The organism is Streptomyces sp. NPDC029041 (assembly GCF_040637515.1).
Classification (GTDB): Bacteria; Actinomycetota; Actinomycetes; order Streptomycetales; family Streptomycetaceae; genus Streptomyces.
On the sequence record NZ_JBEZWO010000004.1, the window covers coordinates 615,153 to 627,314 of the forward strand.

At 72.4% G+C, this 12,162-nt stretch carries 12 protein-coding genes; 3 read left to right on the plus strand and 9 right to left on the minus strand.

Annotated elements, in window-relative coordinates; translation table 11 throughout:
- Window positions 1-5 precede the first annotated feature (5 nt).
- From AB0F04_RS13160 to AB0F04_RS13170, 3 genes are all read right to left on the minus strand, one after another.
- Window positions 6-1,559, minus strand: coding sequence for an ABC transporter substrate-binding protein (locus AB0F04_RS13160; protein WP_362040736.1), 1,554 nt, complete (start codon window positions 1,557-1,559; stop codon window positions 6-8).
- A 181-nt stretch (window positions 1,560-1,740) separates the two neighbouring features.
- Entirely contained in the window at window positions 1,741-3,099 is a 1,359-nt protein-coding gene (locus AB0F04_RS13165) for a metallophosphoesterase (protein WP_362040739.1), read from the minus strand.
- Between the two features lie 22 nt (window positions 3,100-3,121).
- The gene (locus tag AB0F04_RS13170) at window positions 3,122-3,361 is read right to left on the minus strand and encodes an SCO4848 family membrane protein (protein ID WP_003992504.1); all 240 of its coding nucleotides are present in this window, start codon (window positions 3,359-3,361) and stop codon (window positions 3,122-3,124) included.
- Window positions 3,362-3,452: 91 nt separating this feature from the next.
- Here AB0F04_RS13170 and AB0F04_RS13175 point away from each other — a divergent pair, with 91 nt between their 5' ends.
- Window positions 3,453-4,760, plus strand: a complete 1,308-nt coding sequence (locus AB0F04_RS13175; RefSeq protein ID WP_362040741.1) for a D-alanyl-D-alanine carboxypeptidase — start codon at window positions 3,453-3,455, stop codon at window positions 4,758-4,760.
- On the opposite strand, the gene AB0F04_RS13180 is transcribed toward AB0F04_RS13175, so the two are convergent.
- Genes AB0F04_RS13180 through AB0F04_RS13195 form a run of 4 tightly spaced genes read right to left on the minus strand, consistent with a single transcriptional unit; the run spans window position 4,708 to window position 7,520 of the window.
- Window positions 4,708-5,625: a YihY/virulence factor BrkB family protein gene (locus AB0F04_RS13180; protein ID WP_362040743.1), complete on the minus strand. Its 918-nt coding sequence runs from the start codon at window positions 5,623-5,625 to the stop codon at window positions 4,708-4,710. The two genes, AB0F04_RS13175 and AB0F04_RS13180, sit on opposite strands and share 53 nt — an antisense overlap.
- Window positions 5,613-6,065 (minus strand): GtrA family protein, encoded by a 453-nt coding sequence (locus AB0F04_RS13185; protein ID WP_362040745.1) that lies wholly within the window; start codon window positions 6,063-6,065, stop codon window positions 5,613-5,615. The genes AB0F04_RS13180 and AB0F04_RS13185 overlap by 13 nt, the downstream gene beginning before the upstream one ends.
- On the minus strand, window positions 6,062-7,006 hold the full coding sequence (locus AB0F04_RS13190) for a decaprenyl-phosphate phosphoribosyltransferase (RefSeq protein WP_362040747.1): 945 nt from the start codon (window positions 7,004-7,006) through the stop codon (window positions 6,062-6,064). Before AB0F04_RS13190 ends, AB0F04_RS13185 begins: the two co-directional genes overlap by 4 nt.
- The gene (locus AB0F04_RS13195; protein WP_362040749.1) at window positions 6,999-7,520 is read right to left on the minus strand and encodes a phosphatase PAP2 family protein; all 522 of its coding nucleotides are present in this window, start codon (window positions 7,518-7,520) and stop codon (window positions 6,999-7,001) included. Before AB0F04_RS13195 ends, AB0F04_RS13190 begins: the two co-directional genes overlap by 8 nt.
- Before the next feature lie 133 nt (window positions 7,521-7,653).
- On the opposite strand from AB0F04_RS13195, the gene AB0F04_RS13200 reads away from it, so the two are divergent.
- Together AB0F04_RS13200 and AB0F04_RS13205 are read left to right on the plus strand one after the other, a co-directional pair.
- Window positions 7,654-9,036 (plus strand): FAD-binding oxidoreductase, encoded by a 1,383-nt coding sequence (locus tag AB0F04_RS13200; protein ID WP_362040751.1) that lies wholly within the window; start codon window positions 7,654-7,656, stop codon window positions 9,034-9,036.
- Between the two features lie 22 nt (window positions 9,037-9,058).
- Complete coding sequence (locus AB0F04_RS13205; RefSeq protein WP_362040754.1) at window positions 9,059-9,814, plus strand: decaprenylphospho-beta-D-erythro-pentofuranosid-2-ulose 2-reductase; 756 nt, start codon at window positions 9,059-9,061, stop codon at window positions 9,812-9,814.
- A gap of 13 nt (window positions 9,815-9,827) precedes the next feature.
- Here the strand turns inward: AB0F04_RS13205 and AB0F04_RS13210 are convergent, their stop codons facing one another.
- On the minus strand, window positions 9,828-10,406 hold the full coding sequence (locus AB0F04_RS13210) for a 2'-5' RNA ligase family protein (protein WP_362040756.1): 579 nt from the start codon (window positions 10,404-10,406) through the stop codon (window positions 9,828-9,830).
- Window positions 10,407-10,545: 139 nt separating this feature from the next.
- Window positions 10,546-11,559, minus strand: a complete 1,014-nt coding sequence (gene trpS, locus AB0F04_RS13215) for a tryptophan--tRNA ligase (RefSeq protein WP_362040759.1) — start codon at window positions 11,557-11,559, stop codon at window positions 10,546-10,548.
- Between the last annotated feature and the right edge of the window lie 603 nt (window positions 11,560-12,162).

Genomic DNA, 12,162 nt, shown 5'->3' on the forward strand with positions numbered 1-12,162 from the left:
GGCCGTCAGAGCGCGGTGAGCTTCCACAGGCGGAACACGCCCGTGCCGTCCGACAGGTACTGGCCGCCGCCGACGTCCTCGGTGGTGACGACGTACTCCTTGGCCTGCCACAGCGGCAGCACCGGTACGTCCTCGGCGACGGTCTCCTGCACCGAGCGGAAGTCCCGCTCGGCCTCGGTCCGCTCGGCGAAGCGCCGGCTGTCCTTGATGAGCCGGTCGACGGTCTTGCTGCTGTAGCCGGTGTTCATGGCGCTGCCGGTGCCGACGAGTGCGGCGCCGAAGGTGTCCGGGTCGGGGAAGTCGGCGACCCAGCCGACGGCGTACGCGTCGAGCTTGCCGGTCGCCCACTGTTTCTGGAAGGCGGTCCACTCGTAGCCCTTGAGGGTGACCTGGAACAGGCCGCTCGCCTCCAGCTCCTTCTTGATCCCGGCCGCCTCCTGCTCACCGGCACCGCGCCCCTTGGCGTAGCCGTAGGTGAAGTGCACCGGCAGGCTGACGCCCGCCTTGGTGAGGAGCTGCCGGGCCTTGTCCGGGTCGGGCTTCGGGTAGTCGTCGAAGAACGAGGCGGTGTGCCCGGTCAGGCCTGCCGGGATCAGGGAGTACAGCGGGTCGACGGTGCCGTCGTAGACGGTGGCGGCCAGCTGCTCGCGGTCGATCAGCCAGGCCATGGCCTGCCGGACCTGCGGGTCGTGCAGCGGCTTGCCCTTGCGGGTGTTGAAGTACAGGTTCCGGGTCTCCGAGCCGTCCGCCTCGTAGACGTGCTGGGCGGGGTCGCTCGGGTTGAGTCCGGCGAGGACGCCGGGCGGCAGCTGGTCGGTCGCGACGTCGACCTGCTTGTCCTTCCAGGCGGTGTCCAGGGCCTGGGGGGTGGCGTAGTAGCGCAGCTCGACGGGCCGGCCGGTGCCGCTGACGGCACCCCGGTAGTGCGGGTTGGGCGCGAGGACCGCCTCGTGGTCCTTCGTGTACGAGGTGAGGGTGTACGGGCCCGTCCCGTCGGCACCGGCGTCCGTGCGGAGCTTGCCGGCCGGGTACGCGGTGTGGTCGACGATCGAGCCGGCGCCGGTGGCCACCTTGAAGGGGAACGTCGCGTCCGGCGAGGTCAGGTGGAAGGTGACGGTCATGCCGGCGGCGTCCACGGAGCCGAGTGTGCCGAGCAGGGACGCCGGGCCGACGGGGGCCTTGATCCTCAGGATCCGGTCGAAGGAGTACTTCACGTCCTCGGCGTCCATCGTCCGGCCGCCGGGGAAGGTGAGGCCGTCGCGCAGCTCGCAGCGGTACGTGGTGAGGTCGCCGTGCACGAACGCGCAGCTCTTCGCCGCGTCCGGTACGGGGGCGGTGCCGCCCGGCGCGAAGGTCAGCAGTGACTGGAAGACGTTGCTGAACAGGGCCCAGGAGCCCGCGTCGTAGGCACCGGCCGGGTCGAGTGAGGTGACGCCGTCCGTCGTGCCGACCGTGATGGTCTTCCCGTCGTCCTTCGACGGCAGGAACTGCCAGGCGCCCACGCCCGCGGCGGCCAGGACCAGCAGCCCCGCGAGTATCCGTATGCGAACCGATCGCATCGGCTTTGCCCTCCCCAGGCCCCCTTGGGGCCCTTGTGCGAATGCCACACCCCTTTGTGGCGGGCTCACCCAATCACAGGATTTCGCGCGGAGGGGAAGACGGATCGTATGAGTTGGGAAAGAACTTGCCGACGGGCCTTCCGGTCCTGTCGCACAGCGTTCCCACCGGCCGGGTGCGCGCTCAGGCCTGCTTCGACGCGAGCTCGATCACGGTGATGTCCGACGGTGCGCCCACGCGGGTGGGCGGGCCCCAGGCTCCGGCGCCGCGCGAGACGTAGAGCTGGGTGTCGCCGTAGCGGTCCAGGCCCGCGAGGGTGGGGTTGGCGCCGGCGGCGATGAGGTTGCCGGGCCAGAGCTGGCCGCCGTGGGTGTGGCCGGAGAGCTGGAGGTCGACGCCGTGCTCGACGGCGTCGTGGATCTGGACGGGCTGGTGGGCGAGCAGGACGCACGCACGTGCGGTGTCCCGGTCGCCGAGCGCCTTCGCGAAGTCGGGGCCCTGGCCCTCGTCCTCGCCCGCGAGGTCGTTGACTCCGGCCAGGTCGAAGTACGGCATCTCCCTGCGGGCGTTCTCCAGGGGGTGGATGCCCAGCCGGCGGACCTCCTCGACCCACTGCTCGGCGCCGGAGAAGTACTCGTGGTTGCCGGTGACGAAGTAGGACCCGTGACGGGCCCTCAGTCGGGCGAGCGGGGCCGCCGCGGGGCCGAGGTCCTTCACACTGCCGTCGACCAGGTCGCCGACGACCGCGATCAGGTCGGGCTGGGTCCCGTTGATCGTGTCGACGACCTTCTGCGCGAAGCCGCGCCCCAGGACCGGGCCGAGGTGCACGTCGCTGACCACGGCGATCCGGTACCCGTGGGCGGCGCGCGGCAGCTTGGCCAGGGGCACGGTGACCCGCTTGACCTTCGGCCCGCGCAGCACACCGTACGTCCCGTACCCCACGGTCCCGACGGCGGCGGCCGCGGCGGCCCCGGCGACGACCCGGGAGACGAAGAGGCGGCGGGAGGGGCCGACGGGGGCGGGGTGGTCCGCTGTGGTGAGCCGCTGGGGTGCGCCATCGGTGCCGGGTACCGGGCCGGCCGGCGGGTGCGGGGGCGTCGCAGGGGCGCCGTGACCGGGCCGGGGCGCCGCTGCCGGTGCCGTCGCGGGCTCGGGCGCGGGCGGCGCGGCGGTGGGCGCGCCGGTGCCGGTCCCCTGGGGGTCCCGGTCCGTCCGTCTCGCCCGGTGTTCCAGGAAGCGGCGCAGGAGGGGGCGGACGATCTCACCGGCCACCACCGCCAGCAGCAGGTATATCGACAGGGCCAGCCAGAGGAAGCCCGGCCAGGCCAGTACCTGCTGGAGCCGGAAGGGGGCGCCGGAGCGTTCGGCGACCAGGGCGGTGATCGCGAGGAGCCAGCCGCCCGCCACGAGGACCGCACCCGCCCGGCGGACGAGACCCGGGCCGCTGGTCGTGTCGCGGAACAGGCGGCGCCACACGTACCAGTTGGCCGTCACGACGACGGCCAGGACCAGCACTGCGACGAGTACGAAAACGATGACCACGGTGCCGTGTCTCCCGATCGCCCTATGACGTCCGGCGCAGTGCGCGCAGACCACGCAACCCGATGGCCCCGATGACCGTCCCCAATACGAAGGAAACGACGGCGAGCAGCAGGTGCACCCAGAAGTAGGCCGTGGGACGACCGTCGTCGAAGGCGAGCCCGCTGCCGTCCTTGACCAGGTTCTTGACGAAAGTGATCCAGATGACCCAGCTCCACACCCCGAAGGCGAGCAGGAACCAGGAGACGGGGCGGCTGAGCTTCATGCACCCAGTATCGCCAGGCCGTGTCCGGTTCCGTTCGCGGGGTGGGGCCGGAGACGGGACTTCACCCCGTACGGCATGTACGTTTCCGACCGTGCCCGCTCCGAAGCAGACCATCAGGCGATCCCTGCTGGTCACCTCCGCCGTCCTGTCGTCCCTCGCCCTGGCCGCACCCGCCGCCGTCGCCGCCCCGAAGCCCTCGGGCAGCCCGTCGGCGAGCGCGAGCCCCTCGGCCACTCCCCCGGCCTCGATGTCGAGCGTGGGCGGCGCCCGGCTGGGCAGGCCGGGCACGCAGGTGAATCTGGCGAGCGGCGTGCCGGTGCTGCCGAAGGACCTGAGCGCCCGCTCCTGGATCGTCGCGGACGCCGAGTCCGGGGAGGTGCTGGCCGCGCACAACGCGCACTGGCGCCTCGCCCCGGCGAGCACGCTGAAGATGCTGTTCGCGGACACGCTGCTGCCGAAGTTCCCGAGGGACACCAAGCACAAGGTCGTCCCCTCCGACCTGGCCGGTATCGGCCCGGGCTCCAGCATGGTCGGGATAAAGGAGGACGAGACGTACACGGTCCACGATCTGTGGCTCGGTGTCTTCCTGCAGTCCGGCAACGACGCCGTGCACGTGCTGTCCGCGATGAACAAGGGCGTCGAGAACACCGTCGCGGAGATGAACGAGCACGCCGAGGAACTCCAGGCCCTCGACACGCACGTGGTCAGCCCGGACGGCTACGACGCCGAGGGGCAGGTGTCGTCGGCCTACGACCTGACGCTGATCGCCCGCTCCGGGATGCAGAAGGAGGACTTCCGCGAGTACGCCTCGACCGTCACGGCGAAGTTCCCCGGCGAGACGAAGAAGGGCAAGAAGGGCAAGACGGTCCGTAAGCCCTTCGAGATCCGGAACACCAACCGGCTGCTCGCCGGCGACTCCGACGTGCCCGTCTACGAGGGCATCGCGGGCGTCAAGAACGGCAACACCACCAACGCCGGCGCCACCTTCACCGGTGTCGCCGAGCGCGGCGGCAAGGTACTGCTGGTGACGGTGATGAACCCGGAGAAGCCCGAGCACAACGAGGTCTACAAGGAGACGGCCCGGCTGTTCGACTGGGGCTTCAAGGCGGCCGGGAAGGTGCAGCCGGTGGGTGAGCTGGTGCCCCCCAAGGGTGCCGAGCAGGCCCAGCCCGGCGCGAACCCCTCGGGTGAGGCGGGGGGTTCCGGGGACGGCGGCAGCGGCACGGCCGGGACCGGTTCGAAGCCGGTGGCCGGCGCCTCGGCCGCGGACGGCTCCAGCGGCATCGGGACCGCGCTCGGCATCACGGGCGGGGTGCTGGTACTGCTCGCAGGCGCCGCGTTCCTCGTCAACCGCCGGTGGCCGCTGCCGGATCTGGTGCGCCGCCGGACCCGGCCGTGAGGTCCGGGAGCTCGTCCTCCTTGCTCTGCGTCGCCGTCCAGGCGGCGCAGAACAGCACCAGTTTCGAGGTGAAGTTGATCCACAGCAGCAGGGCGACGGGCACCCCGAACGCGCCGTACATGCTCTTCGCCGCCACGCCCTGCAGATAACCGCTGAGCAGCAGCTTCAGCAGTTCGAAACCGATCGCGCCGGTCAGCGCCGCCACGAACAGGCGGTGGCGGGTCGGCTCGACGCCGGGCAGCAGGGTCAGGACGTAGAGCAGGAGCAGGAAGTTCGCGAGCACGGCGATCAGGAACGCGGCGATGTGCAGCAGGACCCCGCCCCAGCCGCCCTCGTCGATGCCGGCTTCCCTGGTGATCCAGCCGATCATCGCGGAGGCGACGGCGGAGGCGGCGATGGTGACGAGGAGCGCGCCGCCGAGGCCGATCAGGACACCCGCGTCCTTGCCGTAGCGCAGGGCGGGGTTCTCCTCGTCGTCGGACAGCTCCCACACGGCCCGCAGGCACTCGCGCATGGAACCGGCCCAGCTGACGCCGGTGAAGAAGAGCAGGGCGCCCGCGATGAGTCCGATGGTGCCGGCGTTGTCGACCAGGCCGGCGATGTCGAGCTGGTCGGAGATGCCGGGGACCTGCTCGGCGAGCTTGTCCTGAAGCTTGTGCTCCTGCGCTGTGCTGAGGGTGGCGGCGGCGATGGTGGCGGACACCGTCAGCAGCGGGAACAGCGCGACGAAACTGGTGAAGGTCATCGCGGCGGCCAGCCGCGTCCACTTCACGCGGTCGAGCCGCTCGTACGACCGCCACGCATGGGTGATCATCAGCCGCTCCGCCCACGGCCCGATCACCGGGAGTCTTTTCAGCCAGTCCATGATCCGACTCTGCCCTCCGCCCGGAACACCCATGTACGGGTACCCCAGAACCGCAGGACTGTGGCCAGCGCCATACCGATGACCGCGCCGGAGACGGTGTCCGCGCGCTGCGAGGTGAGCCCGAGGCCGTAGTGGCTGACGGCCAGGCAGAGCAGCTGGACGGCGGCTCCGGCGAGGTTCACCGCGAAGAACACGGTGTACGCCCGCAGACCCGGTGCGCGTGCGGCGCGGTAGGTGCCGAGGGCGTTGCCCGCGTAGGCGACCGTGCAGGCGGCCAGGAAGGACAGGGACTTGGCGGTGATCGGGTCGAGTCCGGCGGGACCGCGCAGGGCGGTGAACAGGGCGAGGTCGACGGCGTAGGCGAGGAGGCCGACGGTGGCGAAGCCGAGCAGTTCGCGGCGGTCCGGGAGCGTGGGACCGCGCCACGTGCGCGGGGTCACCAGTTCGCCACGGCCAGGCCGTACATCGCCACCCAGGCGATGCCGATGAGCGCGAGGGCGCGGTCGCCCAGGACGACGTCCTCGGGTTCGCCGGCCGTGCCGCGGTCGGCGAAGACGGCGTAGCGGAGGATCGCCAGGATGAAGGCGATCATGGACAGTTGGCGCCAGGGCAGCACGCTGGTGTGCGGGACGCCGCCCTCCTCCATGGCCCACAGGCAGTACCCGAGGACGGCGACGCCGGCCGCGAGCTGCCAGACGAAGCGGAGGTAGCCGGTGGTGTACTCGGTGAGCAGCGCGCGGGTGGCGCCCGCCTTCCCGGCCATCTGGACGGCTTCCGAGTAGCGCTTGGCCGACACCATGAACAGCGCGCCGAAACCGGTGGTGATCAGGAACCAGCGCGACAGCGGGATGCCGAGGGCGAGTCCGCCGACCACGGCCCGCATCAGGAAGCCGGTGGTGACGACGGCGAGGTCGACGACCAGGACGTGCTTGAGGCTGACGCAGTAGGCCAGTTGCAGGGCGAGGTAGGCGGTCAGCAGGGTGGCGACGGCGGGGCCGCACAGCCAGGCCGCGGCGGCGGGCGCGAGGACGCCCAGGCAGCCGCCGACGGCGTAGGCGAGGGGAACCGGGACCTGCCCGGCGGCGACCGGGCGGTGCCGTTTGACGGGGTGGGCGCGGTCGGCGTCGGCGTCGCGGGCGTCGTTGACGAGGTAGACGGCGGCGGCGCAGGCGGTGAAGAGGCCGAAGACGAGGGCGAGTTGCGGCAGCGCGTGCCGGGAGAAGAGCTCACCGGCGGCGGCCGGGGCGGCGATCACGAGGAGGTTCTTGACCCACTGCTTGGGGCGCGCGGTCCTGAGCAGACCGGCCAGGAGACCACCCTTGCGGGGTCGTTCGGGCCGTTCCTGGTGGGTGCGCTGGCGCAGGACGGCCGTCTCAGTCATGGCGGGCGCCTTCCCGCATCCAGCGGGCGCCGAGCCGGGCCGTGAGGGCGCCGAGGGCCGCGCCGGCGGCGATGTCCGTGGGGAAGTGCACTCCGGCGACCAGGCGTGAGACGCACACCAGCCCGGCGAGCGGCGGGACGGCGTGGGCGCCCAGAGCGCCGAAGGCGACGGCTGCGGCCGCCGCGGAGGCGGCGTGCGAGCTGGGGAAGGAGTGCCGGCCGGCGGTGCGCATCAGGGGAACGACGTGTGCGGGGCGCGGCCTGCGCACGACCCGCTTGACCCCCATGCTGACCAGGTGCGCCCCCGCGGTCAGTGCGGTGCCGCGCAGCCAGGCGCCGCGTCGCGCGCCGTCGGCGGCGGCTCCGGCGAGCCCCGCCGCCAGCCACAGCGCCGCGTGCTCGCCCGCCCAGGACAGGGCACGGGCGGCGCCGGCGACGCGCGGGTCGGTGCCGCACTCCCTGAGCGCCGAAACGATCCGGTGGTCCATGTCGTGCAGGTCGTCGAGGTCGTCCATGTGGACTCACTGTTCACGTCCCTCAGGCCTGAACTCCGGCAATATTGGGCGACATCCCATTAATCACCCATTTCGGGGAGGGATGCCATGTTCGCTAACTATTCGCTCACAGTAGGGCGATACGGTCACGGACATGTCTGCCGACACCGATTCCGACCCGGACGTCATGGGCCTGGACCACACCACCGTCACGGGCTGGGGCCGTACCGCCCCCACCGCCGCCTGGCTGATCCGGCCGCGGACGTACGAGGAGGCCGCGGCGGCCGTCCGGGACTGCGGGGCGCGCGGCGGGATCCCCCGGGGCCTGGGACGGGCCTACGGGGACGCGGCGCAGAACGCGGGCGGGTCCGTGCTCGACATGACGGCCCTGGACCGGGTGCACGCGATCGACGCCGACGGCGGGACCGTGCTGTGCGACGCGGGCGTCTCCCTGCACCGGCTGATGGAGGTGCTGCTGCCGCTCGGCTGGTTCGTGCCGGTCACCCCCGGCACCCGCTACGTGACCGTCGGCGGGGCGATCGGCGCCGACATCCACGGCAAGAACCACCACGTCTCCGGCTCCTTCGCACGGCATGTGCTCGCCCTCGAACTGCTCACCGCCGACGGCGAGATCCGCACCGTGGTCCCCGGCACGCCGCTGTTCGACGCGACGGCCGGCGGCATGGGCCTGACCGGCGTGATCCTCACCGCGACGATCCGGCTCCAGCCCGTCGAGACGTCGCTGATGTCGGTCGACACCGAGCGGGCGACGGACCTGGACGACCTGATGGCCCGGCTCGCGGCGACCGACGACCGCTACCGCTACTCGGTCGCCTGGATCGACCTGCTGGCCCGGGGCGCCGCCACCGGGCGCGCGGTCCTCACCCGCGGCGACCACGCCCCGCTGGACGCGCTCCCCACCCGCCTGCGCCGGGACCCGCTCGCCTTCCGCACCCCCCGCCTTCCGGCGGCCCCCGCGATCCTCCCCGAGGGCCTGCTCAGCCGGACGACGGTCGGCCTGTTCAACGAGCTCTGGTACCGCAAGTCCCCCCGCGCCCGCATCGGCCGCCTCCAGCGGATCTCCGGCTTCTTCCACCCCTTGGACGGCGTGCCCCACTGGAACCGCGTCTACGGCCGCGGTGGCTTCGTGCAGTACCAGTTCGTCGTCGGCCACGGCCGGGAGGACGCCCTGCGCCGGATCGTGCGCCGCATCTCCGAACGCCGCTGCCCGTCCTTCCTGGCCGTCCTCAAGCGCTTCGGGGAGGCCGACCCGGGCTGGCTGTCCTTCCCCGTGCCGGGCTGGACGCTGGCGCTGGACATCCCGGCGGGCCTGCCCGGCCTCGGCGCGTTCCTCGACGAACTGGACGAGGAGGTCGCCGCCGCGGGCGGTCGCGTCTACCTCGCCAAGGACGCCCGGCTGCGCCCGGACCTGCTCGCGGCGATGTACCCGCGCCTCGACGACTTCCGCGAGCTGCGCGCCCGGATGGATCCGCGCGGGGTGTTCGTGTCCGACCTGGCCCGCCGCCTCAGTCTCTGAGCAACCTTTAGGAGCTGCTGTCATGAAGGACGCCTTCGGCCTCCCCCAGTCCCTGCTCGTCCTCGGCGGTACGTCGGAGATCGCGCTGGCCACCGCACGCCGCCTGATCGCCCGCCGCACCCGTACGGTCTGGCTGGCCGGCCGCCCCTCCGCCGCCCTGGAGGAGGCCGCCGGGCAGCTGCGCGGGCTCGGGGCCGACGTGCACACCGTCGCCTTCGACGCCCTCGACCCGTCCTCCCACGAGGCCGTGCTCGGCAAGGTCTTCGCCGAGGGCGACGTCGACATGGTGCTGCTCGCCTTCGGGCTGCTCGGGGACCAGGCCCGCGACGAGCGGGACCCCGAGGCGGCGGTGCGGGTCGCGCAGACCAACTACACCGGCGCGGTCTCGGCCGGTCTGGTGTGCGCCCGCTCGCTCCAGTCCCAGGGGCACGGCTCGCTGGTCGTGATGTCCTCCGTCGCGGGCGAGCGGGCCCGCCGCGCGAACTTCATCTACGGCTCCAGCAAGGCCGGCCTCGACGCCTTCGCGCAGGGACTGGGCGACGCGCTGCACGGCACGGGCGTGCACGTCATGGTCGTACGTCCCGGCTTCGTGCGGACGCGGATGACCGCCGGGCTGCCGGAGGCACCGCTGGCGACCACGCCCGAGGCGGTCGCGAGCGCCGTGGAGCTGGGGCTGCGGCGCCGCTCGGAGACGGTGTGGGTGCCGGGGACGCTGCGGGTGGTGATGGCGGCGCTGCGGCACCTGCCGCGCGGGGTGTTCCGGCGGCTGCCGGTCTGACGCGCGGGCGGGCTCAGCGGGTGGGCACCGAACCGCGCTCCACCCGCCCGGCCTGCGGGGGGACCACCGAGCCGCCGAAGGGGAAGTCGCGCAGCTTGCGCCAGACGCCGTCGGCGCCCTGCTCGTAGAGGGCGAAGCCGGTGCAGGGCCACTCGGCCTCGTAGCCGGAGAGTTCCTCGAAGGCGCGGTCCATGGCCGCCTCGTCGATGCCGTGCGCCACGGTGACGTGCGGGTGGTACGGGAACTGCAGTTCGCGTGCGGCCGGCCCGGCGGGGTCGCGGACCTGCTGCTGGAGCAGTGTGCAGGCCTCGGCGCCCGCGGCGACCCGGACGTACACCACCGGCGACAGCGGGCGGAAGGTGCCGGTGCCGGACAGCCGCATGGGGAACGCGCGGCCGGCGGCGGCGACCTCGGCCAGATGCGCCTCGACGGCCGGCAGGGCGCTCTCGTCGACCTCTGTCGGCGGCAGCAGGGTGACGTGCGTGGGGATGCCGTGAGCAGAGGCGTCGCCGAAGCCCGCGCGCAGCTGCTGGAGCTCGCTGCCGTGAGGCTCCGGGACCGCGATCGAAACACCGATCGTTACGGTCCCCACGTCGTCTCCCGTCGTGTCAGTGTGGCCGCTGATACGACCACCCGGTTATCGACTGTACGGCCACGACCGGGTTACGGGCAGGCGCAACCGGAGTGATGTACAGCGCTGTTCGGTGGTACGGCTGTGTGCCGGGGCCGGTTCAGTGCTTGGCGGGCAGGAAGCCGACCCTGTCGTAGGCCTGGGCGAGGGTCTCCGCGGCGACCGCGCGGGCCTTCTCGGCGCCCTTGGCCAGGACCGAGTCGAGCGTCTCGGGGTCGTCCAGGTACTGCTGGGTGCGCTCCCGGAACGGCGTGACGAACTCGACCATCACCTCGGCGAGGTCGGTCTTGAGCGCGCCGTACATCTTGCCGGTGTACCTCTCCTCCAGCTCGGCGATGCTCTCGCCGGTGAGGGTCGAGTAGATCGTCAGGAGGTTGCTGACGCCCGGCTTGTTCTCGGCGTCGTAACGGATCACGGTGTCCGTGTCGGTGACGGCGCTCTTGACCTTCTTGGCGGTGGCCTTCGGCTCGTCGAGGAGGTTGATGAGGCCCTTCGGCGTGGATGCCGACTTGCTCATCTTGATCGACGGGTCCTGCAGGTCGTAGATCTTCGCCGTCTCCTTGAGGATGTACGGCTTCGGCAGCGTGAAGGTCTCGCCGAAGCGGCCGTTGAAGCGCGTGGCGAGGTCGCGGGTGAGCTCGATGTGCTGGCGCTGGTCCTCGCCGACCGGGACCTCGTTGGCCTGGTAGAGCAGGATGTCCGCGACCTGGAGGATCGGGTACGTGAACAGCCCGACCGAGGCGCGCTCGGCGCCCTGCTTGGCGGACTTGTCCTTGAACTGGGTCATCCGGCCGGCCTCGCCGAAGCCCGTGAGGCAGTTCATGATCCAGGCGAGCTGGGCGTGTTCGGGGACGTGGCTCTGCACGAAGAGCGTGCAGCGGTCCGGGTCGAGCCCCGCCGCGAGGAGCTGGGCCGCGGCCAGGCGCGTGTTCGCGCGCAGGTCCTTCGGGTCCTGCGGGATGGTGATCGCGTGCAGGTCGACGACCATGTAGAACGCGTCGTGGGTCTCCTGCAGGGCCACCCACTGGCGGACGGCGCCGAGGTAGTTGCCGAGGTGGAACGAGCCGGCTGTGGGCTGGATCCCGGAGAGCACGCGAGGTCGGTCAGAGGCCATGCTCACCATTCTCTCAGGTCCCGGGGGCCGATCCGGAACCGGCCGGAAACAGACGGAATCCCGGCCGGGCCCGGCGGTGTGACAAGGGTGTGGGACACGCGGGGGGTACGGAGGGGCCGGCACGGGGAGGCTGTCCCGGGCCGTACCGGGGCGGCGCGGGCCCGGAGGCGGAGGCGGAGGGGGACCGATGCGGGCAGTGGGCAGGACGGGGAGAGTACGGGGCCGAGGCCGGGCGCTGAGCCGTGACGGGGCGGGAGTGCCGTGCGGGGGTGTGACGGCGACGCCCAGCCCGGGCGGTGCGGCCGGTTCGCCGAACCGTGACGGGACGGGAGCGCCACACGGCGGTGTCACGGCGGCGCCCAGCCCGGGCGGTGCGGCCGGGACGCCGAACCGTGACGGGACGGGAGCGCCACACGGCGGTGTCACGGCGGCGCCCAGCCCGGGCGGTGCGGCCGCGACGCCGAACCCTGACGGGACGGGAGCGCCACACGGCGATGTCACGGCGACGCCCAGCCCGGGCGGTGCGGCCGCGACGCCGAACCCTGACGGGACGGGAGCGCCACACGGCGATGTCACGGCGACGCCCAGCCCGGGCGGTGCGGC